The following is a 25982-nucleotide window of genomic DNA, read 5'->3' as shown; positions in this document are numbered from 1 at the left end:
GCTCAGCTCTTGGCCGCCGCCGCGGCCTTGGCGGTCCGGGGCGCCTTGGCTGCCGGTGCCGCCGCCACGGGAGCGGGTACGGTGGCCGCCGCCTCGCCGCCGGCCGCGTCCGCGCCGGGCTCCGGCTCCGGGGCCTGGGGCTTGGGGCCGACGCCCAGCTTCTCCTTGATCTTCTTCTCGATCTCATTGGCGAGATCGGGGTTGTCGCGCAGGAAGTTGCGGGCGTTCTCCTTGCCCTGGCCGAGCTGGTCGCCCTCGTAGGTGTACCAGGCACCGGACTTGCGGATGAAGCCGTGCTCCACGCCCATGTCGATCAGTCCGCCCTCGCGGCTGATGCCCACGCCGTAGAGGATGTCGAACTCGGCCTGCTTGAAGGGGGGCGCGACCTTGTTCTTCACGACCTTGACCCGGGTGCGGTTGCCCACCGCGTCGGTGCCGTCCTTCAGGGTCTCGATGCGGCGGACATCGAGCCGCACCGAGGCGTAGAACTTCAGCGCCCGGCCGCCGGTGGTCGTCTCCGGGGAGCCGAACATCACGCCGACCTTCTCCCGGAGCTGGTTGATGAAGATCGCCGTGGTCTTGGCCTGGCTGAGCGCGCCGGTGATCTTCCGCAGCGCCTGGCTCATCAGCCGGGCCTGGAGACCCACATGCGAATCGCCCATCTCGCCCTCGATCTCCGCCCGCGGCACCAGGGCGGCCACCGAGTCGATCACGATCAGGTCCAGCGCGCCGGACCGGATCAGCATGTCGGTGATCTCCAGCGCCTGCTCGCCGTTGTCCGGCTGGGAGAGGATGAGCTGGTCCACGTCCACCCCGAGCTTCTTGGCGTACTCGGGATCCATCGCGTGCTCGGCGTCCACGAAGGCGACCGTGCCGCCGTTCTTCTGGGCGTTGGCCACGGCGTGCAGGGCCAGGGTCGTCTTGCCGCTGCTCTCCGGACCGTAGATCTCCACCACCCGGCCCCGGGGGAGACCGCCGACGCCGAGCGCGATGTCGAGGGCGGTCGAACCGGTGGGAATGATCTCGATCGGCTCCTGGGTCCGCTCGCCCATGCGCATGACAGCGCCCTTGCCGAACTGCCGTTCAATCTGCGCGAGAGCGGCGTCCAGCGCCTTCTCGCGGTCCGTACCTGCCATGGGTGCCACCGTCTTCTGGTTCGATCGCTTCACGTCAATGACGCTAGCGCGTGCCACTGACAATCGGTCCGGGGCGGCCTGCGGCAGCCGCCGTCCCTCCATATGAATGGATGTTCGATTTTTGTGTCAAGCGACCCGCCGGGCCTGTGGAAAACCGCAAACCCGCAGTTCAAAGGGGTGACGAAGGAGCAAAGCAGCAGGTCGGGGGCGCCTCGCGGAAGCGTGGAGATGCGGCAGGTTCCGTCCTCCCGGCAGGTTCAGCGCAGCCGGGCCGGTACGTCCATCGCCCTGCACACCGCACGCCACACGTCCCTGGCCTCCCAGCCCGCCTCCAGCGCCTCGTACACCGTGCGCCCGCCCAGCTCCGACATCACATGGTCGCGGGCGAAGGAGTCCGCGTAGGTCTCGCCGAAATGCTCCCGCATCCGTTCCCAGAAGTCCGTCAGCCGCATGTTCCCAGTATCCCCCCGGCCACCGGGTCAGCCGCCCAGCGCCCGGACCCCGGCCGTCACCGCCACCGCCGCCACCACCACCAGCAGGAACGGCGCCCGCAGCAGCACCGCCACGGCCGCCGCCGCCAGCCCGGCCGCACGCGCGTCCAGCACCGGTGCGCCGGTGCCGTCGTCCACCGTCTGGATCGCGGTCAGCGCCGCCAGCAGCGCGACCGGCAGCAGGGCGGCCAGCTTCCGCACCAGCGGGCGCTCCAGCACCCCGGCCGGCACGGACAGGCCCAGCAGCTTGACCAGGTAGCAGCCCACCGCGGTCAGCACCACGGCCGGCCACACCGCGGCCGGGTCCAGCCCGCTCACCGGGTCACCTCCCGGCCGTCCAGGCGGCCGTGCACCCACAGCACGGCGGGCGCCGCAAGCGCGGCCAGCAGCACCGGGACCCCGGCCGGCAGCAGCGGCAGACCGATCAGCGGCAGACCGATCAGCGCCAGCAGCACCGCCAGCACCGCCGTGGCCCGCTCCACCGCGGTCTTCAGCATCGGCGCGACAAGCGCCAGGAAGACCGCGGGCCCGGCCGCGTCCAGGCCCCAGACCGCGGGATCGCCCAGGCCGGAGGCGCCCAGCGCACCCAGCAGGGTGGTGAGGTTCCACAGCAGATAGAGAGTGAGTCCGGTGACGGCGAAGCCGGCCCGGGCCGCCCGCCGGTCGGGCTGGGCGAAGGACACCGCGGCGGTCTCGTCGATCACCCACTGGGCGGCGAACGGCCGCAGCCGGCGCGGCGGGCGGAGCAGCGCGGACAGGCGCAGACCGTAGAAGCAGTTGCGCACCCCGAGGAAGAACGCCCCGGCCGCGGCGGTGACCGGACCGCTGCCCGCGGCAAGCGCGCCGACCAGCGCGAACTGCGAGGCGCCGGTGAAGACCAGCAGGCTGAGCACGCAGCTCTGGGCCACGCTCAGGCCGGCCGCGGCGGCGGTGGCGCCGAAGGCGAAGCCGGAGACGCCCACGGCGACACCGGTCCCGAGGGCCTGGCGCACCGCCCGGCGCACGGTGTCCGGAGCGGGCACCGCGGCGGCTGCGCCGGACGTCACGGCGGAGGCGCCGGCGGAGGCGCCGGCGCCCGCGGGTTCTCCGGCGCCCGCGGGACCCGCCGGGAAGGCTGAGGAATCGACCCGATCGTTCACCCCGGCACGCTAAGCGATCCGGTGCCGCCCGGTCTTGTACGTTTTTGCACCCCGGCCGGACGTCGGCGCGCTCAGCGGCGGGGCACGGCGTGCGCCCGCCGGTAGGCGGCCGGCGGCACCCCGACGATGCGGGTGAAGTGACGGGTCAGATGCGCCTGGTCGGAAAAACCGGCCGCCGCCGCGGCCTCGGCGGGCCGGCTCCCCGCCGCCAGCAGCGCCCGCGCCCGCCGCACCCGGCGGTCGGTCAGCCAGGCGTGCGGCGGCATGCCGTACCGCCGCCGGAAGGCCCGCAGCAGCGCGAACGGGCTGGTGTCCAGCTCGGCGGCGAGCCGCTGCAGCGTGGGCGGGGCGGTCATCCGCTCCTCCAGCAGCAGCCGCGCCCGTTCGGCGTCACGCGCGCCCGCGCCGCGCGGCGCCCGGTCCGGCAGCACCCCGCCGTGGTCGCGCAGCAGCCGGGCCAGCGCGACCCGCAGCAGGGTGTCCGCGGTCAGCGGATCGTCCTGCTCGGCCGCCCGGTGCACCTCGGTGATCAGTCTGCCCGCCTCCGGATCCCGCACCATCTCCCGGCGGAACCCGACCGTGCCGCCGCCGCGCCCGGCCGCGCCCGTCTCCGCGGCCACCTCGGCGACCAGCCCGGCCGAGGGATAGAGGGTGGCATACGCCCAGCCGTCCGGCCGCCCGGCCCGCGCGGTGTGCGGCACCTCGGGATTGATCATCACCACACTGCCCGGACCGGCGTACTCCGTCCCGCCCGGCAGCCCGACCGCCTCCACCCCGGCGGTGACCGCGCCCAGCACATACCCGTCGTGCGTGTGCCGGGGGAATGCATGCCCCACATAGCGGGCACGCAGCAGCTCCAGGCCCGGCAGCCCGGCGTAGCGCCAGTGCCGCGCCCACTCGCCGCCGCCCGGGACCGGGCAGGAGCTTTCCATGGCCACGCTCATGACGCCCATTGTGCGGCGTTGTCGGCGGCGGGGTGCACCATGGGTCGCATGACGGACGGTCCGGCCCCGGCCCTTGACGGCTTCTCCCCGGCCACGCGCGCGTGGTTCAGCGGGGCGTTCCGCGCGCCCACCGCCGCGCAGGAGGGCGCCTGGCGGGCCATCGCCGCCCGGTCCGATGTCCTGGTGGTGGCGCCCACCGGCTCCGGCAAGACGCTGGCCGCCTTCCTCGCCTCGCTGGACCGGCTGGCCTCGGTGCCGCCGCCCGCCGATCCGCTGCGGCGCTGCCGGGTGCTGTACGTCTCCCCGCTCAAGGCGCTCGCCGTGGACGTGCAGCGCAACCTCCGCTCTCCGCTCACCGGCATCCGCCAGGAGGCGGTGCGGCTCGGTCTGCCCGAGCCGCAGATCACGGTCGGCGTCCGCTCCGGCGACACCCCGGCGGCCGAGCGCCGGTCGCTGGCCCGCCGCCCGCCGGACATCCTGATCACCACCCCCGAGTCGCTGTTCCTGATGCTGACCTCCGCCGCCCGGGAGGCCCTGGCCGGCGTGGAGACGGTCATCCTGGACGAGGTGCACGCGGTGGCCGGCACCAAGCGCGGCGCCCATCTCGCGCTTTCCCTGGAGCGGCTGGACGAGCTGCTCCCCCGCCCGGCCCGCCGGATCGGCCTGTCCGCCACCGTCCGCCCGGTGGACGAGGTGGCCCGTTTTCTCTCCCCGCGGCGCGGCGCGCTGGTCGTCCAGCCGCCCGCCGAGAAGGAGTGGCGGCTCTCCGTGGTGGTTCCGGTGCCGGACATGGGGGAGCCGGGAGGGTCCCGGCCGCCGGAGAACCCCCTGGCGCCGGGCGGGCGGGCCCGGGCGGGCGGCGGCGGGCCGGGCCCGGCCGGAGAGCGCCCCTCCATCTGGCCCTCGGTGGAGGAGCGGATCGTCGATCTGGTCCAGGCGCACCGCTCCACCATCGTCTTCGCCAACTCCCGCCGCCTCGCCGAGCGGCTGTGCAACCGGCTGAACGAGATCGCCTACGAACGCGCCACCGGAGAAACCCTGCCCGAGGCGCACGGCCCGGCCGAGCTGATGGGCGGTTCCGGCGCGGGCAGCAGCGCTCCCCCGGTGCTGGCCAGGGCGCACCACGGCTCGGTCTCCAAGGAGCAGCGCGCCCAGGTCGAGGAGGATCTCAAGGCCGGCCGGCTGCCCGCCGTGGTGGCCACCTCCAGCCTGGAGCTGGGCATCGACATGGGCGCGGTCGATCTGGTGGTGCAGGTGGAGTCGCCGCCTTCGGTGGCCTCCGGGCTCCAGCGGGTGGGCCGGGCCGGGCACCAGGTCGGCGCGGTCTCCACGGGTGTGGTCTTCCCCAAGTACCGGGGGGATCTGGTGCAGTCCGCGGTGGTCACCGAGCGGATGCGGCAGGGTGCCATCGAGGCGCTCAGGGTGCCCGCCAATCCGCTCGACGTGCTGGCCCAGCAGCTGGTCGCGATCACCGCGATGGACACCTGGGACGTGGACGAGCTGCTGGCCCTGGTGCGCCGGGCGGCGCCGTTCGCCGCACTGCCCGAGTCGGCGTACCACGCTGTGCTGGACATGCTGGCCGGCCGCTATCCGTCGGACGCCTTCGCCGAGCTGCGCCCCCGGCTGGTGTGGGACCGGGTGGCGAACACGGTGCACGGCCGGCCGGGCGCCCAGCGGCTGGCGGTCACCTCCGGCGGCACCATCCCGGACCGCGGCCTGTTCGGCGTCTTCCTGGCCGGGGCCGACCCGAAGAAGGGCGGCGGCCGGGTCGGCGAGCTGGACGAGGAGATGGTCTACGAGTCCCGGGTGGGCGATGTGTTCACCCTGGGCACCACCTCCTGGCGGATCGAGGACATCACCCGGGACCGGGTGCTGGTGTCCCCGGCGCCCGGGGTGCCCGCCCGGCTGCCGTTCTGGAAGGGCGATCAGCTCGGCCGGCCGCTGGAGCTGGGCCGGGCGCTGGGCGCGTTCCTGCGCGAGCTGGGCGGGCTCGGGACGCCCGCCGCCCGGGAGCGGCTGGCCTCGGCCGGGCTGGACGACTGGGCGGTGGACAACGTCCTGGCGCATCTGGCCGAGCAGCGCGAGACCGCCGGCCATGTCCCCGACGACCGCACCATCGTGGTCGAGCGGTTCCGGGACGAGCTGGGTGACTGGCGGATCGTGGTGCATTCCCCGTTCGGCGCCCAGGTGCATGCCCCCTGGGCGCTGGCGCTCGGCGCCCGGCTGGCGGAGCGGCACGGGCTGGACGCGCAGGTGCTGCACGCGGACGACGGCATCGTGCTGCGGCTGCCCGACGCCGATCTGCTCGGCACCGAAGGCTTCCCCGACGGCGAGTTCGACGGTACCGCCCCCCTGCCCGAGGGCGCCGGGGACGCCGCCCACGACGACGCCCGGGCCCCGGTCGGGGCCGCCGATGTGCTGTTCACCCATGACGAGGTGGAGCAGATCGTCACCGACCAGGTGGGCGGCTCGGCGCTGTTCGCCTCCCGCTTCCGGGAGTGCGCGGCCCGGGCGCTGCTGCTGCCCCGGCGCAGTCCCGGCAGGCGCACCCCGCTGTGGCAGCAGCGGCAGCGGGCGCACCAGCTGCTCTCGGTGGCGAGCGAGTTCGGCTCGTTCCCGATCGTGCTGGAGGCGGTGCGCGAATGCCTTCAGGACGTCTTCGACGTCCCCGGTCTGCGCGAGCTGATGCGCGACATCGAGTCGCGCCGGGTGCGGGTGGTCGAGGTCACCACCCGGGAGCCCTCGCCGTTCGCCCGCTCGCTGCTCTTCGGCTATGTCGCCCAGTACCTCTACGAGGGGGACAGCCCGCTGGCCGAGCGGCGGGCGGCGGCGCTGTCGCTGGATTCCCGGCTGCTGTCCGAGCTGCTGGGCCAGGCCGAGCTGCGCGAGCTGCTCGATCCCGCGGTGCTGCACGAGCTGGAGCGGGAGCTCCAGTGGCGCACCGAGGAGCGGCGGCTGCGGGACTTGGAGGGCCTGGCCGATCTGCTGCGGCTGCTGGGGCCGCAGACGGAGGACGAGCTGACCGGGCGCGGTGCCGGTCCGGAGTGGGTGCGGGAGCTGGGCCGGGCCCGGCGGGCCATTCCGGTGCGGTTCGGCGGCCGGGAGCACTGGGCGGCCGTGGAGGACGCCGGCCGGCTGCGGGACGCGCTGGGCGCGGCGCTGCCGATCGGGGTGCCGGAGGCGTTCACCGAGCCGGTGAAGGATCCGCTGGGCGATCTGCTGGCCCGCTACGCGCGCACGCACGGTCCGTTCACCTCCGCGCAGGCCGCGGCGCGGTTCGGGCTGGGGGTCGCGGTGGTGGACGGCGCGCTGCGCCGGATGGCCGCGGAGAACCGGCTGGTCCAGGGCCGCTTCCGGCCGGTGCCGGCGGAAGGCGCGGAGGCCGGGGAGCCGGATCACGAGTGGTGCGATCCGGGGGTGCTGCGCAGGCTGCGGCGCCGCTCGCTGGCGGCGCTGCGCCAGGAGCTGGAGCCGGTGGCGCCGGAGGCGCTGGCCGAGTTCCTGCCCCAGTGGCAGCACGTCCCGGCCTCGGCCGCCGAGCCGGAGAACGGCCGGGCCGGCGGCGGCCTGCGCGGCACGGAGGGGCTGGTCCGGGTGATCGAGCAGTTGCAGGGCGCGCCCGTGCCGGCCTCGGCGCTGGAGAAGCTGGTGCTGCCCTCGCGGGTGCCGGGCTACGCACCGACGATGCTGGACGAGCTGACCGCCTCGGGGGAGGTGGTCTGGGCGGGCGCGGGGGCGCTGCCCGGCAAGGACGGCTGGCTGTCGCTGTATCCGGCCGACACCGCGCCGCTGCTGCTGCCGCCGCCCCGGCCGCTGGAGCAGTCCCCGGTGCACCGGGCCGTCCTGGAGGTGCTGGCCGGCGGCTACGGCCTGTTCTTCCGCCAGCTCGCCGACCAGGTCCGGGCCCGCCTGGTGCCGGTCCCGGGCACGGCGGCGGAGGGCGGCGCCGAGGCCGCCGGGCAGGGCGCTGGGGGCGGGCCGCCGGAGCCGCACGGCGATGCCCTGATCGCGGAGGCGGTGTGGGATCTGGTGTGGGCCGGGCTGGTGACCAATGACACGCTGGGGCCGCTGCGGGCCCGGCTGGGTTCCGGGCGTACCGCCGGGTCCACCGCGCACCGGGCGCGGCGGTCCGCGCCGCGTGGCCGGTACGGCTCCCTGGCCGCCGGGCGCCCGGCGGCGCGTTCCGCGCCGCCCACCATGGCGGGCCGCTGGTCGCTGCTGCCGCCGCGGGAGACGGACCCGACGGTGCGCGCCGCCGCCCTCGCCCACACCCTGCTGGACCGGCATGGCGTGATCACCCGGGGCGCGGTGGCCGCCGAGGGCGTGGAGGGCGGCTTTGCCGCCGCCTACCGGGTGCTGTCCGCGTTCGAGGAGCGCGGGCAGGCCCGGCGCGGCTATGTGGTGGAAGGGCTGGGCGCGGCACAGTTCGCGCTGGACGGCGCGGTGGACCGGCTGCGCGCGGTGGGCAGTGCCCGCGAGCGGGCTCCGGCCGCCCCCGCGCCCCGGGCGGTGGTGCTGGCCGCCGCCGATCCGGCCAATGCCTACGGTGCCGCGCTGCCCTGGCCCGAGCCGCCGGACGGCGCCGGTCACAAACCGGGCCGCAAGGCGGGGGCGCTGGTGGTGCTGGTGGACGGCCGGCTGATGCTCTATGTGGAGCGCGGCGGGCGGACCCTGCTGGCATGGGACGAGGAGGAGAGCGGGACCGGCGGCACGGCGCCCCCCGGGGCGCTCGGCGGGCGGGAGGCCGGGCGGCGTGCGGGCTCCCGGCTGGATACGGCGGTCCGGGTGCTGGCCCGGGCCGCCGCGGCGGGCGCCCTGGGCAGCTCGGTGACGGTCGGCCGGGTCAATGGCGCGGCCGTGCTCGGCGATCCGTCATGGGTGCGGCTGCTGGAGGAGGCGGGCTTCCACGCCACCCCCCAGGGAATGCGGATACGCGCCTGAGAGGCGGGCCGCCGCCGCGGCGGTCAGGCGGCGACGACGTCGACGGCCTCGGCCGGCGCCTTGATGGTGACGCTGTCCGGCCGGCTGGTGACCGAGGTGACCCGGACGGGGTTGAGCATCGGCCGCATCGGGGCGGGCACGGTGTCACTCGCCGCGGACTGGGCGAGCTCGGCCAGCGCCAGCTCGTCACTCACCTCGCGCAGCAGCTCCGACATCCTCAGGTCGAGGGCGTCGCAGATCGAGGCGAGCAGTTCCGAGGACGCTTCCTTCTGTCCGCGCTCCACCTCGGAGAGGTACCCCAGCGAGACCCGGGCCGACGAGGACACTTCGCGCAGCGTGCGGCCCTGACGTTGGCGCTGCCGACGCAGCACGTCACCCAGCAGGCGACGGAGCAGAATCATCGGTGGCTCCCTCCTCGGACCGTTGGCCTCGCTTAGCTTCATGCCCCACCGTACCGCCTCGGACTCCAACCGTGAGGGGAAGGCTGCCGTGTTCGCTGAAGGCGCATGGTGTGGGCGCTAGATCCATTCGTGTGAACTCCCCGCGTCCCGACCGTACACCCATCGGGAGCGCGTCACACCCTGATCCACTGAGCGATCCACGGAGTGTGCGCCCAGCATCAACTCCGGTACCCACGATCCGGCGGGTGCACGCCCGATGAAGCCGCGGCATATGCAGCGCCGGCCCGGAAGCCGGTCAGCCCGCCTCGACCAATGCGTTGCGGAGTGCGGTCAGCACGCCCCGCACACTGGCGGCCCGGATCGCCGCCCGGTCACCGTCCGTGGCCAGCCGCAGCGCCAGCGCCTCCGCCGCCCCCGGTGCGGCCACCGCCGTGTACACCGTGCCCACGGGTTTGCCGTCCTGCGGCTCCGGCCCGGCGACCCCCGTGGTGGAGATGCCCCAGTCCGCGCCCAGCCGGTCCCGCACGCCCAGCGCCATCTGCCGGGCGACCTCGGGGTCCACCGCGCCGCGCTCGGCCAGCAGTGCGCCGTCCACGCCCAGCAGTTCCTGTTTCAGTCCGGTGGCATAGGCGGTCACCGAACCCCGGAACGCCCGGGAAGCGCCCGGTACGCCGGTCAGCGCCGCGGCCACCAGCCCGCCGGTGAGCGATTCGGCCACCGCCAGGGTCTGCCCGCGTGCCAGGAGCAGCTCCAGCACCTGCTCCGCCATGCCCGTCCCGTCCCCCGCGGCAACGGCCCCCCGGCCGCCCGGCCCGCTCATCCCCCGCCGCCCGCGGCCCGCTGCCGCCGCTCCCGGGCCAGCCCGCGCCGCCGCAGCGTCACGGCCTGCCGGATGTAGTCCAGCCCGGTCAGCACGGTGAGCGCGACCGCCACCGCCATCACCCACCAGCGCAGCGTGGCCAGCGGCCCGGTCAGCGCCAGAATGTACATCCCGACCGCGATGCCCTGCGCCAGGGTCTTCATCTTGCCGCCCCGGCCGGCCGGGATCACCCCGTGCCTGATCACCCAGAACCGCATCAGGGTGATACCGATCTCCCGGGCCAGGACCACCACCGTCACCCACCAGTCCAGGTCGCCCAGGACGGACAGGCAGACCAGCGCGGCACCCATGATCGCCTTGTCCGCGATCGGGTCGGCGATCTTGCCGAAGTCGGTGACCAGATCACGCCGCCGGGCGATCTCGCCGTCGAACAGGTCGGTGATCATGGCGATGGTGAACGCCGCCCAGGCCAGCGAGCGCCAGGCCGGGTCATGCCCGCCGTCCACGAACATCAGCAGCACCAGCCCGGGAACCAGCAGCAGCCGCACCATGGTGAGGATGTTGGCCAGGTTCCACAGCCCGGCGCTCCGGGCGGTGGCGGAGGAGCCCTCGCCGGCCCCGCCCGCACCGGTGTCCTTGCCCGCCGCCGCGGACGCCTTGGGCGCCGGTCCCGCGCCGCCCCGGCCTCGGCCGCGCCCGGCGCCCGCGGCCGAGGCCGCCGGTACCCGCGTCATCCGGCCGCCCCGGCTGCCATCGCGGAGGCCGGTTCCCGCTCCGCGCCCGGCGCCGCCGCACGCTGCACCGCGAACAGGTCCACGCCCTCGGTTCCGGTGATCTCCGCCTCGACGAAGGCGCCCACCCGCGGCGGCTCGCCGCCGCCGGGCCCGATCGTGATCTGGCCGTCGGTCTCGGGCGCCTGGTGCGCCCCGCGCCCCACCGCCGTGCCGTCCGGCTCCACCGCCTCGACCAGCACCCGGGCCGTCTCCCCGATCCGCTCCTCGGCGCGCTGCGCGGTCAGTTCCTCGGCCAGCCGGGTCACCCGCTCCACCCGCTCGGCGACCGCCTCGGGGGCGAGCTTGCCGTCGAAACCGGCCGCCTCGGTGCCGTCCTCGTCGGAGTAGCCGAAGATCCCGATCGCGTCCAGCCGGGCCCCGTTCAGAAAGCGCTCCAGTTCGGCCAGGTCGGCCTCGCTCTCGCCGGGGAAGCCGACGATGAAGTTGGACCGCACCCCGGCCCGCGGCGCCCGGGTCCGGATGGTGTCCAGCAGCTCCAGGAACCGGTCGGTGTCGCCGAACCGCCGCATGGCGCGCAGCACGCCCGGCGCCGAGTGCTGGAAGGAGAGGTCGAAGTACGGCGCGACCTTCTCGGTGCCGGTGAGCACCTCGATCAGCCCCGGCCGCATCTCGGCGGGCTGCAGATAGCTGACCCGGATCCGTTCCAGGCCGTCCACCGCGGCCAGTTCCGGCAGCAGCGCCTCCAGCAGCCGGATGTCGCCCAGGTCCTTGCCGTAGGAGGTGTTGTTCTCGGAGACCAGCATGATCTCCCGCACGCCCTGCTCCGCCAGCCAGCGGGCCTCGTTCAGCACATCCGACGGCCGCCGGGAGATGAAGGAGCCGCGGAAGGCGGGGATGGCGCAGAAGGTGCACCGCCGGTCGCAGCCGGAGGCCAGCTTCACCGACGCCACCGGGCTGCTGTCCAGGCGGCGGCGCAGCGGGGCGCGCGGCCCGGAGGCGGGGGCCAGCCCCGGCGGCAGGTCGCCCGGAGCCCCGTGGCCGTGGCCGGGCACCGCCACCCCGGCGGCGCCGTCCTGCCGCTCGGCCGGGCTGACCGGCAGCAGCTTGCGGCGGTCACGCGGCACATGCGCGGTGTGACGGCCGCCGGAGAGGATGGTCTGCAGGCGGTCGGAGATGTCCGCGTAGTCGTCGAAGCCGAGCACGCCGTCCGCCTCGGGCAGCGCCTCGGCGAGCTCCTTGCCGTACCGCTCGGCCATGCAGCCGACCGCCACCACGGCGCGGGTGCGGCCACCGGCCGCGCCCTTGAGGTCGCTCGCCTCCAGCAGGGCGTCGACCGAGTCCTTCTTGGCCGCCTCCACAAAACCGCAGGTGTTGACCACGGCGATGTCGGCCTGCCCGGCGTCGGTCACCAGGTCCCAGCCGTCCGCGGCCAGCCGGCCGGCCAGCTCTTCGGAGTCCACCTCGTTACGGGCGCAGCCAAGGGTGACCAGGGCGACGGTGCGGCGTTCAGACATGCTCTCAGCGTACTTCGTCCCGGAGCGGCTCTCCGCGCGGGACGGCCGGGGACTGGTGCCCGAACGCCGGCCGGCCCCCGCCGCGGGTGCGCCGCGGCGGGGGCCGGGAAGAGCGGGACGGGACCGGACAAGGGCCCCGGGATGCGGAAGGGCTCAGCCCTCCTCGGGATCTCCCTTGGTGAAGCTGAGCCGCTGCACCTCGCCGGCGCCGCCCACGTCGTCGATGTGCTTGCCGTTGACGTAGAGCTCTATGGCGCCGGCGTTCCCGGTGACCAGGTCGATCTGCTCGTCCGCGGTGAAGGTCTCGGAGTCGCCGCTGTTCAGCTCGCCCTCGAAGAGCTGCTGCCCGTTCTGGTCCTTGACCGAGATCCAGCTCCGGCCGTTGGCCTCCACCTTGACCGTGACCTTGTCGGCGGGCACACCGGCCACCGCGCTGTCGGTCGGGGTGGGCTCGGGCTGCTGCCCGGTGTCACCCACGGGCTTGCCCGGCTCCTCCTCCGGCTCCGGGCCGGTGGTCTCCTCGGCCTGCGGGCCGCCGTTGGTGGTGTCCTCGGCGACCGTGCCGGTTTCCTTGTCGTCCCCGCTGAACACGGTGAACGCCACAAAGCCGACGACGGCGACGATCGCGGCCATCATGGCGGCCGTCCAGTTCGGGCGGCGCGGCTCGGGACGGATCCGCTCGGCCTCGAACACCGGCGCGGTCGGGACCGTCACCGGCGCGGTGCCCCGCTCGGCGTTGAACTGCTCGATCAGTTCGGCGGGATCGATACCCACGGCGCGCGCCAGCGTCCGGATATGGCCGCGGGCGTAGACGTCGCCGCCGCAGCGCGAGAAATCGTCCTGCTCGATGGACTGGATGATGGGGACGCGTACGCGCGTTGTCGCGCTGACCTCCTCCACGGTCAGCTTGGCTGCCAGACGGGCCTGCTGGAGGGTCCGGCCGACCGAAGGCCGGTCGCTGGGGGGTGAGTTGCCGTGGGACACGGGGGCGCCTTTCGAGCGTGAAGCCGCGTGTTATGCGGACAAGTCTAGGGGCTCGGGGGAAGGGAGCGGCAAGCGGGATGACCTCAGTTTGTGGGCCATCTGGTGCCGGGTGGCTCCGGCGGCCCGGCACGGCTGGCGGACTGTGGCCGGCCGCCGGACAATGCGCCCCGCGGGGTGGCGCACCGGCCGGCGGCGGCCGTGCCGCAACCCCTTCCCCCACGGTCGGTCCGCCATCCGCGCTATGACCCGTTTTCACCCCGGAGAAGGGCAAGAACACCGTCGAGTTCGTCCGGTTTGACGAGCACGTCCCGGGCCTTGGAGCCCTCGCTGGGGCCGACCACGCCCCGGCTCTCCATCAGGTCCATCAGCCGGCCCGCCTTGGCGAAGCCGACCCGCAGCTTGCGCTGGAGCATGGAGGTGGAGCCGAACTGGGTGCCGACCACCAGCTCGGCGGCCTGGCAGAGCAGGTCCAGGTCGTCGCCGATCTCCTCGTCGATCTCCTTCTTCCGGTCCTTGCCGCCGACCACCACATCGTCCCGGAACACCGGGGCCATCTGCTGCTTGCAGTGCGCCACGACCGCGGCGATCTCCCCCTCGGTGACGAACGCGCCCTGCATCCGGACCGGCTTGCCCGCGCCCATGGGCAGGAAGAGGGCGTCGCCCTTGCCGATCAGCTTCTCCGCCCCGGCCTGGTCCAGGATGACCCGGCTGTCGGCGAGCGAGGAGGTGGCGAAGGCCAGCCGGGACGGCACATTCGCCTTGATCAGGCCGGTCACGACGTCCACGCTGGGCCGCTGGGTGGCCAGCACCAGATGGATGCCGGCAGCGCGGGCGAGCTGGGTGATCCGCACGATCGCGTCCTCCACGTCCCGCGGCGCCACCATCATCAGGTCGGCCAGCTCGTCCACGATGACCAGCAGATACGGATAAGGGCTCAGCTCGCGCTCCTCGCCCTCGGCCGCCGTGAGCCTGCCGGAGCGCACCGCCGTGTTGAAGTCGTCGATGTGCCGGTAGCCGTAGGTGGCGAGGTCGTCGTAGCGCAGGTCCATCTCGCGCACCACCCACTGGAGCGCCTCGGCGGCCCGCTTGGGGTTGGTGATGATCGGGGTGATCAGATGCGGGATGCCCTCGTAGGCGGTCAGCTCGACGCGCTTGGGGTCCACCAGGACCAGCCGCACCTGCTCCGGGGTGGCCCGCATCAGCAGCGAGGTGATCAGGCAGTTGATGTTGGAGGACTTGCCGGAGCCGGTGGCGCCGGCCACCAGCAGATGCGGCATCCGGGCCAGATTGGCCGTCTCGTAGCCGCCCTCCACGTTCTTGCCCAGGGCCACCACCAGCGGGTGGTCCTCCCCCACCGCGTCCGCGGTGCGCAGCACGTCGCCGAGGTTGACCATCTCCCGGTCGCTGTTGGGGATCTCGATGCCGACCGCGGACTTGCCCGGGATGGGGCTGATGATCCGCACATCCGGGCTGGCCACCGCATAGGCGATGTTCTTGGTGAGCGCGGTGATCTTCTCCACCTTGACGGCCGGGCCGAGCTCCACCTCGTAGCGGGTGACGGTCGGGCCCCGGGTGAAGCCGGTGACCCGGGCGTCCACCTTGAACTGGGAGAAGACCTCGGTGAGGGAATCCACCACGGCGTCGTTGGCCGGGCTGCGGGTACGGCCGGGCCCGCCGCGCTCCAGCAGGTCCAGGGCGGGCAGCGTGTAGGTGATGTCCCCGGCGAGCTGGAGCTGTTCGGCGCGCGGCGGCAGGGGCTCGGAGGAGACCGGCGCGGGCTTGGTCAGATCCGGCACCCGCGAGGCGGCCGGGTCGCCCTCGCCCTCCCCCCGGCCGGGCGCCGCGGGCTCCGCGACCGGGGCCGCCGAGGCGGTGCCCGGGTCGGCGCGGCGCATGCTGATCCGGCTGCTGAGATCGGCCACCACCGGCGAGGGGTTGACGCCGTGCAGCACCGCGCCGTCCAGCGCGGCGGCCGCCGCGGCGGCCACGTCCACCGGATCGCCCACCACATGGTCGCCGGCGGACGGCTCCGCCGCGGGTTTGGCGGTGCGCCGCCGGGAGCCCCGGCCGCGGCCCCGGCCGGCCCCGGGACCGGCACCCGGCTCCCCGGAGGGGTCCCGGCCGCCGGGCAGGGCGCGCAGCCGGGCCCGGCGCAGTGCGTTCTCCTCGGCGGCGTCCCAGTCCTCCGGGCCGTCGTCGTCGGCCCCCGCCGCGGCCGGTGCCGGGGCCGGTTCCTGTTCACTGGGCGCCTCCAGCAGGCCCAGCCGGACCGCCGCCGCGCGCAGCCGGCGCGGAATCGCGTTCACCGGCGTGGCCGTCACCACCAGCACCCCGAACACGGTGACCAGCAGCAGCAACGGCACCGCCAGCACCTCGCCGACCAGGAAGATCAGCGGCCGGGAGGCGGCCCAGCCGATCAGCCCGCCGGCGTCCTGCAGGGCCTGCGCCCCGGCACTGCGCCCCGGCGCACCGGTGGCGGTGTGCACCAGCCCCAGCACCCCGAGCACCAGCGCGCTCAGACCGATGACGATCCGCCCGTTGGCCTCCGGCTGCTGCGGATAGCGGAACAGCCGCACCGCCATGAACAGCAGCAGCAGCGGCAGCACCAGATCCAGCCGGCCCAGGGCGCCGGTGACCACCAGGGTCACCAGATCGCCCACCGGCCCCTGCGGGCTGGACCAGGTGCCGGCGGCCACCACCAGGGCCAGGCCGATCAGCAGCAGCGCCTCGCCGTCCTTGCGGTGCGCCGGGTCGAGCCCTCGGGCGCCCTTTCCTATCGAGCGCAGCAGGGCGCCCAGGGGGTGGGCGATGCCCATCCACAGGGCGCGCAGCAGCCGCAGCACGGGGTTGCGCGGGGGCTGCCGGACCGCCGGTGCCTTCACGGCCGGGGTCTTTGCGGCCGTGGTCTTCTTGGCGGCGGTCTTCTTGGCAGCCGTCTTCCCGGCGGCCGGTTTGCGGGCCGCCGCCTTCTTCGGTCCCCCGCCACTGCGCCCGGCGCGCGTGTCCTGGGGATTTCTGCCGGACGTACCTGAGGCCATGGGGTGAGGTTACCGGGGACGGTGAGCCGCGGCACGGAGGAATGCCGCCCCGGACACCCGGGCCCGCGCCCCGGTGTCACCGGCGCGGCGGCGGGCGGGAGTTCGTTCAGGCGGGCTTGTCGCCCTGGCCGGGGCCGGAGCCGCCGGGGTCCAGGGCGTCGAAGGCACGGCGCAGGGAACGCAGCTTGCGCTCCAGGTGCGCCGCGGTGGCCACCGCGGTGGTGTTGCCACCCGGTGCCTTCTCCAGTTCCTTGCTCAGCGCCTCGGCCTGTTCCTCCACGGCCGCCAGCCGCGCCGAGAGCTCCGGCAGCAGGCCGCCGTTGACCTGGCCGGTGCCGTTCTCCGGGACCGCGCCGCCGTCCAGTTCCCGGCGCAACAGCGCGGCCTGCTCGCGGAGCTGAAGGTTCTTCATGTAGAGATCCACGAAGACCGAGACCTTCGCCCGCAGCACCCACGGGTCGAACGGCTTGGAGATGTAGTCCACCGCCCCGGCCGCATAGCCGCGGAAGGTGTGGTGCGGCCCGTGGTTGATCGCGGTGAGGAAGATGATCGGGATGTCCCGGGTGCGCTCCCGCCGCTTGATGTGCGCGGCCGTTTCGAAGCCGTCCATGCCCGGCATCTGCACATCGAGCAGGATCACCGCGAAATCGTCCGTGAGCAGTGCCTTGAGTGCTTCCTCCCCGGAGGATGCCCGGACCAGGGTCTGATCGAGCGCCGAGAGAATGGCCTCCAGCGCGAGCAGATTCTCCGGCCGGTCATCGACCAGGAGGATCTTGGCCTTCTGCACCATGGCCTGCTCCTCCTCCGCCCCGCGGCTTGGCCGCTGCTGCCGCCCTCCGGAGCGGCACCCTGATGCGCCGCCCCGCTGTCCGTGCCGCACATGGTAGCCGCATCCCGGGCCCGGACACACCCAGTCACGATGATGTCACCGTCATGCACCGCAACGTCCCCGGCGCCCGGAAGGTTCCCCCTACTCCGGGCGCCGGCAACGGTGTTCACGACTCGGAAGACTCCTCGTCGCTCAGCCACCGGCCGATCACGGACAGCAGATAGTCCGGGTCCACCGGCTTGGTGACGTGGTCGGAGGCCCCGGACTCGATGCTCTTCTCCCGGTCGCCCTTCATGGCCTTGGCGGTCAGCGCCACGATCGGCAGTCCGGAGAACTGCGGCATCCGCCGGATCGCCGAGGTCGTGGCGTAGCCGTCCATCTCCGGCATCATGATGTCCATCAGCACCAGCGCCACGTCCTCGTGGGACTCCAGCCGCTCGATGCCCTCCCGGCCGTTCTCCGCGTACAGCACCTGGAGCCCGTGCTGCTCCAGCACGCTGGTCAGGGCGAAGACATTGCGCACGTCGTCGTCCACGATCAGCACCTTCTGCTGGTGGAAGGCGTACTTGCGGTCCGGGGCGCCCTCCCCGGCCGGGGCGGCCGGGGTGTCGGCGACCGGCTCCTCGGCCCGCATGCGCCGGCGCCGGGCCAGGGACTCCGCGGTGCGCTCGGCGAGCGTCATCGCACCCTCCGGCTCACGCGGCGCGGTTCCATTGGCCCCGCCCGGGCCGCCGGCCGGCTCCGGTGCCCGGCCGGGCCCGGCGGGCGCGGCGGCGGGCTCCGCCGCCGCCACGGACCGCTCCCGCCCCTCCCGCGGCTCCTCAGGCCCCTGCGCCTCCTGCGCCTCCTGGGCCTCCTGGGCCTCCGTCTGCCGGGCGGTCTGTGGCGACGCCTCGGCGGGCGCCTCGGGCCCCGCCGCGGCGGGCGGCGGGGCCGGCAGCGCGGCGGCTGCCGCGCCGGCGGCACCGGCCGCCGCCAGCGCCGCCGACCGGGCCCGGCTGCCCTCGCTCTCCGCGGTCAGCAGCCCGACCGCCAACTGGGCGTAGCCCGGCGGGGGCAGCTCCACCGGATGCAGCGGCAGATACAGCGTGAACGTGGAGCCGCGGCCCGGTTCGCTGGCCGCGTGGATCTCGCCGCCGAGCAGCCGGGCGATCTCCCGGCTGATGGACAGCCCCAGTCCGGTGCCGCCGTACTTGCGGCTGGTGGTGCCGTCGGCCTGCTTGAACGCCTCGAAGATCACCCGCATCTTGCTGGGCGCGATGCCGATCCCGGTGTCGGTCACCGCGAACGCCACCACCGGCGCCTGCGGATCCTTCATCGAACCGGAGTCCAGCATCTGCTGCCGGATCACGCCCGGCACCTCGCCCCCGGCCAGCCGGATCACCAGCTCCACCGAGCCGCTCTCGGTGAACTTCACCGCGTTGGACAGCAGATTCCGCAGCACCTGGAGCAGCCGCTGCTCGTCGGTGTGCAGGGTGGGCGGCAGCTCCGGCGAGACCCGCACCGAGAACTCCAGGTTCTTCTCCGCCGTCAGCGGGCGCACCGACGCCTCGATGTAGTCCACCAGCTGCACCAGCGCGATCCGGGCGGGGCTGACCTCCATCTTCCCGGCCTCCACCTTGGACAGGTCGAGGATGTCGTTGATGAGCTGGAGCAGGTCCGAGCCCGCGCCGTGGATGGTCTCGGCGAACTCCACCTGCTTGGGCGAGAGGTTGTTCTCCGCGTTGTCGGCCAGCAGCTTGGCCAGGATCAGCAGCGAGTTCAGCGGCGTGCGCAGCTCGTGCGACATATTGGCCAGGAACTCGGACTTGTACCGCATGGAGAGCGCGAGCTGCTCGGCGCGCTCCTCCAGCACCTGCCGTGCCTGCTCGATCTCCGAGTTCTTGACCTCGATGTGCCGGTTGGTCTCGGCGAGCTGGTCCGCCTTCTCCTTGAGCTCGGCGTTGGACGACTGCAGCGCCGCCCGCTGGCTCTCCAGTTCCACCGAGCGCTCCTGGAGCTGCTCGGCCAGCTCCTGCGACTGGGTCAGCAGCCGCTCGGTACGGACATTGACCGCGATGGTGTTGACGCTGGTCGCGATCATCTCGGCCATCTGGCTCAGGAAGTCCCGCTGGATCTGGCTGAACTGCTGGAACGCCGCCAGCTCCATCACGCCCAGCACGGTGTCCTGGAACAGCACCGGCAGCACGATCACCTCGGCCGGCGGGGCCTCGCCCAGCCCGGAAGAGATCTTCAGATAGCCCTCGGGGGCGTTGCGCACCAGCACCGTGCGGCGCTCCTGCGCCGCCGTGCCGACCAGCGACTCGCCCGGCCGGAAGCTGGCCGGCATGGTGCCCGCCGCATAGCCGTAGGAGGACAGCATCCGCAGCTCGTAGGAGCCGTCCCGGCCGGGACCGGCCACCACGTCGTCGGCCGCGCCCAGCGGCACCGCGAGGAAGAAGGCACCGTGCTGCGCCAGCACCGCCGGCACCAGCTCGCTCATGATCAGGTCGGCGACCTCCTTCAGGTCGCGCCGCCCCTGCATCAGATTGGAGATCCGGGCCAGGTTGGACTTCAGCCAGTCCTGTTCCTTGTTGGCCGTGGTGGTGTCCCGCAGGTTCTTGATCATCGTGTTGATGTGTTCCTGGAGCTGCAGGATCTCGCCGGACGCCTCGGCGTCGATGGTCACCTCGTGCTCGCCACGGGTCACCGCGGTGGCCACCTTGGCCATGCCGCGCACCTGGCGGGTCAGATTGCCCGCCATCTCGTTCACCGAGTCGGTGAGCTCCTTCCAGGTGCCCGCCACATCCGGCACCCGGGCCTGGCCGCCGAGCTGCCCCTCGGTACCCACCTCGCGCGCCACCCGGGTCACCTCGTCGGCGAACGACGACAGCTGCTCCACCATCGTGTTGATCGTGGTCTTCAGCCCCAGGATCTCGCCGCGCGCCTCGATGTCGATCTTCTTGGTCAGATCGCCCTTGGCGATGGCGGTGGTGACCTCGGCGATGTTCCGCACCTGGCCGGTCAGGTTGTTCGCCATGCTGTTGACGGACTCGGTCAGGTCCTTCCAGGTGCCGGACACCCCCAGCACCCGGGCCTGCCCGCCCAGCTGCCCCTCGGTACCCACCTCGCGCGCCACCCGGGTCACCTCGGCCGCGAACGACGACAGCGTGGTGACCATCTTGTTCACCGTGTCGGCGAGCTGCGCCACCTCACCGCTGGCCTCCACCGTCACCTTGCGGGTCAGGTCGCCGTCGGCCACCGCCGTCGCCACGTCCGAGATGTTCCGCACCTGGCTGGTCAGGTTGCGGGCCATCAGGTTCACGTTGTCCGTGAGGTCCTTCCAGGTGCCGGACACCCCCAGCACCCGGGCCTGGCCGCCCAGCTGCCCCTCGGTACCCACCTCGCGCGCCACCCGGCTGACCTGCTCGGCGAACGAGGAGAGCTGGTCCACCATGCCGTTCACCGTGGTCGCCAGCGCCAGGATCTCGCCCTGCGCGTCCACGGTGATCTTCTTGGTCAGGTCCCCGTTGGCCACCGCCGTGGTCACATCGGCGATGTTGCGCACCTGGAGGGTCAGGTTGTTCGCCATGTTGTTCACGGACTCGGTGAGGTCCTTCCAGGTGCCGGAGACGCCCCGGACCTCGGCCTGGCCGCCGAGCCGTCCCTCCGTGCCGACCTCCCGGGCCACCCGGGTCACCTGCTCGGCGAACGACGAGAGCTGATCGACCATGGTGTTCAGGGTGTCCTTCAGGGACAGGATCTCGCCCCGGGCGTCGACCGTGATCCGCTGGGTCAGGTCGCCGCTGGCCACCGCGGTGGCCACCTGGGAGATGCCGCGCACCTGGTCGGTCAGATTGCGCGCCATGCCGTTCACCGAGTTCGTCAGGTCCCGCCACACGCCGGCCACCCCGGGCACCAGCGCCTGGCCGCCCAGGCGGCCCTCGGTGCCCACCTCCAGCGCCACCCGGGTCACCTGCTCGGCGAAGGCCGAGAGCTGCCCGACCATGGTGTTGAAGGTGTTCTTGAGCTCCAGGATCTCCCCGCGGGCGTCCACGGTGATCTTCTGCGACAGGTCACCGCGCGCCACCGCCGTGGTGACCTGCGAGATGTTCCGGACCTGCTCGGTGAGGTTGCGGGCCATGCCGTTCACCGAGTTGGTCAGGTCCTTCCAGGTGCCGGACACGCCCTCCACCTGGGCCTGGCCGCCCAGCCGTCCCTCGATGCCCACCTCGGTGGCCACCCGGGTGACCTGTTCCGCGAAGGAGGAGAGCTGTCCCACCATCTTGTTGATGGTGTTCTTCAGCTCCAGCATCTCGCCCTTCACATCGACGGTGACCTTCTGGGTCAGGTCGCCGTCCGCGACCGCCGTCGTCACCTGGGCGATGTCCCGCACCTGGTCGGTCAGATTGCGGAAGGCCGTGTTCACCGAGTCGGTCAGGTCCTTCCAGGCCCCGGCGACCCCGGGCACCTGCGCCTGACCGCCCAGCCGTCCCTCGTCACCGATCTCCCGGGCGACCCGGGTCACCTCCGACTGGAAGGACGAGAGCTGGCCGACCATCTTGTTCACGGTGTTCTTCAGTTCGAGCATCTCGCCCTTGACGTCCACCGTGACCGTCTGGGTCAGGTCGCCGTTGGCCACCGCCGTGGTCACCTGGGCGATATCCCGCACCTGGTTGGTGAGGTTGCGGAAGGCCGTGTTGACCGACTCGTTGAGATCCTTCCAGGCCCCGGCCACACCGGGCACCTGCGCCTGACCGCCCAGGCGGCCCTCGGTGCCCACCTCCAGCGCCGCCTGGGTCACCTCGGCCGCGAACGCCGCCAGCGTCTTGGTCATGGCGTTGACCGTCTCGGCGAGCTGCGCCACCTCACCGCGCGCCGAGACCGTGATGGTCTGCGACAGATCACCCTCCGCGACCGCCGTGGTCACCCGGAAGATCTCCCGCACCTGCGCGGTCAGATTGGACGCCATCTGGTTGACGTTGTCCGTGAGGTCCTTCCACACGCCGGCCACGCCCTGCACCTGCGCCTGACCGCCGAGCTGGCCGTCCGTGCCCACCTCACGGGCCACCCGGGTCACCTCGGACTGGAACGACGAGAGCTGGTCCACCATGCGGTTCACGGTGTTCTTCAGCTCCAGCATCTCCCCGTCCACATGGACGGTGACCTTCTGCGACAGATCGCCGTTCGCCACCGCCGTGGTCACATGCGAGATGTCCCGCACCTGGGCGGTCAGCCGGTACAGCATGGTGTTGACCGAGTCGGTCAGGTCCTTCCAGGACCCCTGCATACCGCGCAGCCGCGCCCCGCCGCCCAGCTTGCCCTCGGTGGCGAACTCGTTCGCGACCCGGGAGATCTCGTCGGTGAACGAGGAGAGCTGGTCCACCAGCCCGTTCACCGTCCGCCCGACCTTCAGGAACTCGCCGCGCAGCGGCCGGTTGGCACCGTTGCGCACCTGGGTGCGCAGATCCATCCGCTGCGACAGATCACCCTCGGCGACCGAGCTGAGCACATGGCCCACCTCGGCCATCGGCCGGGTCAGATCCTCCATCAGATCGTTGGCGTCATCGATGGCCTTCGCCCAGGCTCCCTCGCAGGCGCCGACATCAAGCCGCTCGGTGAGTTTGCCCTCCCTGCCGGCCACTCGCCGCACCCGGGCCAATTGTCCGGTGAGATGAAGATTACGGTCCGCGACTTCATTGAATACAGCGGCCAGCTCGGCCATCGGGCCGTCGCCCGCCACCGTCAGCCGCCGCCGGAAATTGCCGTCCCGCATCGCCGCCAGAGCCGAGAGCAGACGGTCCAGAGCGGCGGCGTCCACGTCCACCATGCCGTTGCTCCGCGCCCTGCCCTGACGCGCACGAGTACCGGCGCGTGCCACCGCTCCCTCAGCCGCCACTGTTGCCCTCCCGCAGGCTAGGTTCTTCCGCCGGGATCTTCGGTCCAGCACCCCCAGTGTTTCACCCATTCCCAACCGGGCGATAACAGTTCGGCAGCATCGCGCACCGGGCAGTTCCCATAAGGAGGGAAAACGCAGGATGCGCCGCCCACCACGGCCGGGTACCTCAGTAACCTGACCCTTGGCCGTCCGCGAGGGAGCGGACGGCGGACGAGACACCTTCTTGGGGGAGTGACGTGATCACCGCGCGAGCTGCGGCCACCTTTGAGCCGGTCGGGCGCTCCGTCGCGACCGCACGCGGCTTCGTCCGGGACACCCTCCAGGGCTGGGGTCTGGACGACCTCATCGATGACGCCGTGGTGCTCACCAGCGAACTCGTCACCAATGCCGTGATCCACGCGGGCACCAGCGCCGAGGTGCACTGCCTGCGCGATGCCAAGGGCGTCCGCGTCGAGGTCGCCGACCGCCACCCCGAGCGCGGCCTGCCGGTCGCCGAGGCCCTGCGCGGCTATGTGGACGCCGAGAGCGAGGGCGGACGCGGCCTGATGCTGTGCGCCGCGCTCTCCACCCGCTGGGGCGTCGAGTACACCGCCGTGGACAAGCGGGTCTGGTTCCGCCTGGACGAGCCCGAGCTGCTGGTCGGCACCCGCTCCGCCGGCCCGGTGCTCCCCGTCGAGAAGCTGCCCACCGCCGAGACCCCGCCCCGGGTGGCCGTGGTGCAGGTGGACGCCGCCCACACCATCACCGCCTGGAACGACGACGCCCGCCGGCTGTTCGGCCACCCCGCCGAGCAGGTCACCGGAAAGCCGCTGCCCGACCTCGCCGCCTGGCCGCTCAGCCCGGGCACCGGAACCGGCATCGCCGAGGCACTGTCCCTCTCCCGCTGGGAGGGCAGCTACGGGGTGCGCGCCGCCGACGGCCGCATCGTCCCCGTCTACGCCTCCCACCTGCGCATCCGCGACACCCATGGGGAACCCTCCACGGTCTGCCTGCTCGTGCCCGAGCACGAGCGCGCCATCCTCCAGGGCGGCGGCCGGCGCCCCGGGCACGGCGGCGGCCCCCGCGACCCCATGCAACGCGGCGCCGCACCCGACACCCTGGAAGACCTGATCGGCACCCCCGTCCCGGACGATCTGGACGGCCTGCTGCAGCGCACCGTGGAGCGCGCCCGCGACATGCTCGACGGCGACGCCGCCTTCCTGCTGCTGGCCACCGACGACGAAACCGAGCTGGAGGTCCGCGCCTCCACCGGCCTGCCCTCCACCCGCCAGCGCTTCGCCCGGGTCCCGGTGGAGACCGGCAGCGGACGCTACGGCTCCGCGCGCATGCCCGCCGTGCACGAGGACCTGGCCGCCGCCCCGGGCGCGGTGCCGCTGCTCAGCGGCACCGGCATGCACGCCGTGGTGACCGTGCCGCTCAAGGTGGAGGGCCGGCTGACCGGCTCGCTCGGCGTGGCCTCGGAGTCCCCCGGCCGCTACACCAACGAGGAGGCGCTGCGCCTCCAGTTCGCCGCCGACCGGGTCGCCCTGGCCGTGGAGTCCGCCCGCCTGACCGAGCTGGAACGCCTGCGCCGCGGCTCGCTCTCCTTCCTGGTCGAGGCCTCCGAGCTGCTGGCCGGGACGCTCGATCCGCGCCAGACACTGGCTCTGATGGCCCAGATGTCGGTCCCCACCCTGGCCGCCTGGTGCGCCGTCTACACCATCACCGAACCCGGCACCGAGCCTGTCCTGTCCTATGTGCTGCACGAGGACGAGGACCGCATCGACGGCATCCGCCATCTGCTGGAACGGGTGCCGCCGCCCGACCCGGACGCCGGCCTGGGCGTCCGCACCTGGCACGAGCCGGCCGAGGCGGCCCGCCGCAAGATCCCGCTGCGCTCCTCGCTGCGCAGCCTCACCCTGGGCGACCTCAACGGCGTGGGCGGCGGCAATACGCCGATCGGCCAGGCCACGGCCGCGGCGGTCGGCGGCGAGACCGTCATCCTGCCGCTGCTGGCCCGCAACCGCGTCATCGGTCTGCTGGTGCTGGGCAAGCCGGCCGACGAGCACTTCCGCCAGGAGACCCTGGAGCTGGCCGAGGATCTCTCCCGCCGGGCCGCGCTCGCCCTGGACAACGCCCGTCTCTACAGCGAACGCACCGCCATCAGCCAGTCCCTGCAGCGCAGCCTGCTGCCGCCCGGTCTGCCGGCCATCGAGGGCGTGAATGTCGAGGTCGAGGTCATCTACCAGCCGGCGGGCGAGGGCAACGAGGTCGGCGGGGACTTCTACGACGTCTTCCCCATCCGGGAGGGCGTCTACGGCCTGGCCATCGGCGATGTCTGCGGCACCGGCCCGCCGGCCGCCGCGGTGACCGGCCTGGCCCGGCATGCGCTGCGCCTCCTCGGCCGCGAGGGCCTGGGCGGCCCCGCCGTGCTGGAACGCCTCAATGCCGCCATTCTCGACGAGGGCGCCCGCTCACGTTTTCTGACCCTGCTGTACGGCGAGCTCGCCGCCAGGCCAGGCGGGGGCGCCGAACTCAAAATGGTGTGCGCCGGGCACCCGCTCCCGCTGCGCCTGCGCCCCGACGGCACCGTCGAGCCGGCCACCGACCCGCAGCCGCTGCTCGGCGTCATGGAGGATCTCGAACTCCACGAGCAGACCGTGACGCTCGACCCGGGTGATGTGCTGCTGTGCGTGACCGACGGCGTCACGGAACGCCGCGAAGGAACCCGCATGCTCGGCGACGACGGCCTGGCCGAGATCCTCAAAACCTGCACCGGCCTCAACGCCGGGGCCGTGGCAGCGAAGATCAAGCGCGCGGTGGAACGGTTCGCCTCCGCCCCGCTGTCGGACGACATGGCCATCCTGACGCTTCGCGTCCCGGAATGAACGAGGCGGCCCGAAGGCACAGCCGAGAAACTGGCCGGGAAAGACAAAAAGCCTGATGGGCACTCGCCGGGCGAGTGCCCATCAGGCTTTTCCAGAGCCCCCAAACGGAATCGAACCGTTGACCTTCTCCTTACCATGGAGACGCTCTGCCGACTGAGCTATAGGGGCAGATGTTCGGCGGCGACCTACTCTCCCACACGGTCCCCCATGCAGTACCATCGGCGCAGCAAGGCTTAGCTTCCGGGTTCGGAAAGTAACCGGGCGTA

Annotated in this window: 15 protein-coding genes, 1 tRNA gene and 1 rRNA gene; 2 read left to right on the top strand and 15 right to left on the bottom strand. The window is 73.1% G+C overall.

Annotated features, from left to right (window positions below; genetic code table 11):
* Window positions 1–2 precede the first annotated feature (2 nt).
* The 5 genes from recA to BM242_RS25725 form a co-directional block, all read right to left on the bottom strand.
* On the bottom strand, window positions 3–1136 hold the full coding sequence (gene recA, locus BM242_RS25745) for a recombinase RecA (protein ID WP_093841339.1): 1134 nt from the start codon (window positions 1134–1136) through the stop codon (window positions 3–5).
* Between the two features lie 257 nt (window positions 1137–1393).
* Entirely contained in the window at window positions 1394–1588 is a 195-nt protein-coding gene (locus BM242_RS25740) for a DUF3046 domain-containing protein (RefSeq protein ID WP_093841338.1), read from the bottom strand.
* A gap of 27 nt (window positions 1589–1615) precedes the next feature.
* Window positions 1616–1936, bottom strand: coding sequence for an AzlD domain-containing protein (locus tag BM242_RS25735; protein ID WP_093841383.1), 321 nt, complete (start codon window positions 1934–1936; stop codon window positions 1616–1618).
* Between the two features lie 5 nt (window positions 1937–1941).
* On the bottom strand, window positions 1942–2673 hold the full coding sequence (locus BM242_RS25730; protein ID WP_093841384.1) for an AzlC family ABC transporter permease: 732 nt from the start codon (window positions 2671–2673) through the stop codon (window positions 1942–1944).
* A 164-nt stretch (window positions 2674–2837) separates the two neighbouring features.
* The gene (locus BM242_RS25725; protein WP_245834529.1) at window positions 2838–3710 is read right to left on the bottom strand and encodes an AraC family transcriptional regulator; all 873 of its coding nucleotides are present in this window, start codon (window positions 3708–3710) and stop codon (window positions 2838–2840) included.
* 48 nt (window positions 3711–3758) lie between these two features.
* Here BM242_RS25725 and BM242_RS25720 point away from each other — a divergent pair, with 48 nt between their 5' ends.
* Window positions 3759–8651 carry an Lhr family helicase gene (locus BM242_RS25720; protein WP_217652591.1) on the top strand — a complete coding sequence of 1631 codons (4893 nt, stop codon included), beginning with the start codon at window positions 3759–3761 and terminating at the stop codon, window positions 8649–8651.
* A gap of 23 nt (window positions 8652–8674) precedes the next feature.
* Here BM242_RS25720 and BM242_RS25715 read toward each other — a convergent pair whose 3' ends face one another.
* From BM242_RS25715 to BM242_RS25680, 8 genes are all read right to left on the bottom strand, one after another.
* The gene (locus BM242_RS25715) at window positions 8675–9052 is read right to left on the bottom strand and encodes a helix-turn-helix domain-containing protein (RefSeq protein ID WP_093841335.1); all 378 of its coding nucleotides are present in this window, start codon (window positions 9050–9052) and stop codon (window positions 8675–8677) included.
* A 295-nt stretch (window positions 9053–9347) separates the two neighbouring features.
* Window positions 9348–9821, bottom strand: coding sequence for a CinA family protein (locus tag BM242_RS25710; protein ID WP_093841334.1), 474 nt, complete (start codon window positions 9819–9821; stop codon window positions 9348–9350).
* Between the two features lie 47 nt (window positions 9822–9868).
* Complete coding sequence (pgsA, locus tag BM242_RS25705; RefSeq protein WP_093841333.1) at window positions 9869–10606, bottom strand: CDP-diacylglycerol--glycerol-3-phosphate 3-phosphatidyltransferase; 738 nt, start codon at window positions 10604–10606, stop codon at window positions 9869–9871.
* On the bottom strand, window positions 10603–12120 hold the full coding sequence (gene rimO / locus BM242_RS25700) for a 30S ribosomal protein S12 methylthiotransferase RimO (protein WP_093841332.1): 1518 nt from the start codon (window positions 12118–12120) through the stop codon (window positions 10603–10605). The genes pgsA and rimO overlap by 4 nt, the downstream gene beginning before the upstream one ends.
* A 153-nt stretch (window positions 12121–12273) precedes the next feature.
* Entirely contained in the window at window positions 12274–13104 is an 831-nt protein-coding gene (locus BM242_RS25695) for a helix-turn-helix domain-containing protein (RefSeq protein ID WP_093841331.1), read from the bottom strand.
* A 239-nt stretch (window positions 13105–13343) separates the two neighbouring features.
* Window positions 13344–16142, bottom strand: a complete 2799-nt coding sequence (locus tag BM242_RS25690; protein ID WP_093841330.1) for a DNA translocase FtsK — start codon at window positions 16140–16142, stop codon at window positions 13344–13346.
* Window positions 16143–16248: 106 nt separating this feature from the next.
* Window positions 16249–16932, bottom strand: a complete 684-nt coding sequence (locus BM242_RS25685; protein WP_093841329.1) for a response regulator — start codon at window positions 16930–16932, stop codon at window positions 16249–16251.
* Window positions 16933–17137: 205 nt separating this feature from the next.
* The gene (locus BM242_RS25680) at window positions 17138–22780 is read right to left on the bottom strand and encodes a HAMP domain-containing protein (RefSeq protein WP_245834528.1); all 5643 of its coding nucleotides are present in this window, start codon (window positions 22778–22780) and stop codon (window positions 17138–17140) included.
* A 305-nt stretch (window positions 22781–23085) separates the two neighbouring features.
* Between BM242_RS25680 and BM242_RS25675 the strand changes: the two genes are divergently transcribed.
* Complete coding sequence (locus tag BM242_RS25675; protein ID WP_093841327.1) at window positions 23086–25716, top strand: SpoIIE family protein phosphatase; 2631 nt, start codon at window positions 23086–23088, stop codon at window positions 25714–25716.
* A 95-nt stretch (window positions 25717–25811) separates the two neighbouring features.
* On the opposite strand, the gene BM242_RS25670 is transcribed toward BM242_RS25675, so the two are convergent.
* Together BM242_RS25670 and rrf are read right to left on the bottom strand one after the other, a co-directional pair.
* Window positions 25812–25884: transfer RNA gene (locus BM242_RS25670), tRNA-Thr, on the bottom strand.
* A gap of 4 nt (window positions 25885–25888) precedes the next feature.
* Window positions 25889–25982 (bottom strand): 5S ribosomal RNA (rrf, locus tag BM242_RS25665); the annotation flags it as partial.

Source organism: Streptomyces aidingensis (genome assembly GCF_900112355.1).
Lineage (GTDB): Bacteria > Actinomycetota > Actinomycetes > Streptomycetales > Streptomycetaceae > Streptomyces > Streptomyces aidingensis.
This window is presented reverse-complemented; position numbering and strand designations above follow the sequence as displayed.

Bases quoted from the DNA above. Each gene is read 5' to 3' on its own strand.
- pgsA (WP_093841333.1), bottom strand. From the start codon at position 10,606: ATGACGCGGGTACCGGCGGCCTCGGCCGCGGGCGCCGGGCGCGGCCGA.
- recA (WP_093841339.1), bottom strand. From the start codon at position 1,136: ATGGCAGGTACGGACCGCGAGAAGGCGCTGGACGCCGCTCTCGCGCAG.
- BM242_RS25720 (WP_217652591.1), top strand. From the start codon at position 3,759: ATGACGGACGGTCCGGCCCCGGCCCTTGACGGCTTCTCCCCGGCCACG.
- BM242_RS25740 (WP_093841338.1), bottom strand. From the start codon at position 1,588: ATGCGGCTGACGGACTTCTGGGAACGGATGCGGGAGCATTTCGGCGAG.
- BM242_RS25680 (WP_245834528.1), bottom strand. From the start codon at position 22,780: ATGGTGGACGTGGACGCCGCCGCTCTGGACCGTCTGCTCTCGGCTCTG.
- BM242_RS25685 (WP_093841329.1), bottom strand. From the start codon at position 16,932: ATGGTGCAGAAGGCCAAGATCCTCCTGGTCGATGACCGGCCGGAGAAT.
- BM242_RS25715 (WP_093841335.1), bottom strand. From the start codon at position 9,052: ATGATTCTGCTCCGTCGCCTGCTGGGTGACGTGCTGCGTCGGCAGCGC.
- rimO (WP_093841332.1), bottom strand. From the start codon at position 12,120: ATGTCTGAACGCCGCACCGTCGCCCTGGTCACCCTTGGCTGCGCCCGT.
- BM242_RS25725 (WP_245834529.1), bottom strand. From the start codon at position 3,710: ATGAGCGTGGCCATGGAAAGCTCCTGCCCGGTCCCGGGCGGCGGCGAG.
- BM242_RS25690 (WP_093841330.1), bottom strand. From the start codon at position 16,142: ATGGCCTCAGGTACGTCCGGCAGAAATCCCCAGGACACGCGCGCCGGG.
- BM242_RS25710 (WP_093841334.1), bottom strand. From the start codon at position 9,821: ATGGCGGAGCAGGTGCTGGAGCTGCTCCTGGCACGCGGGCAGACCCTG.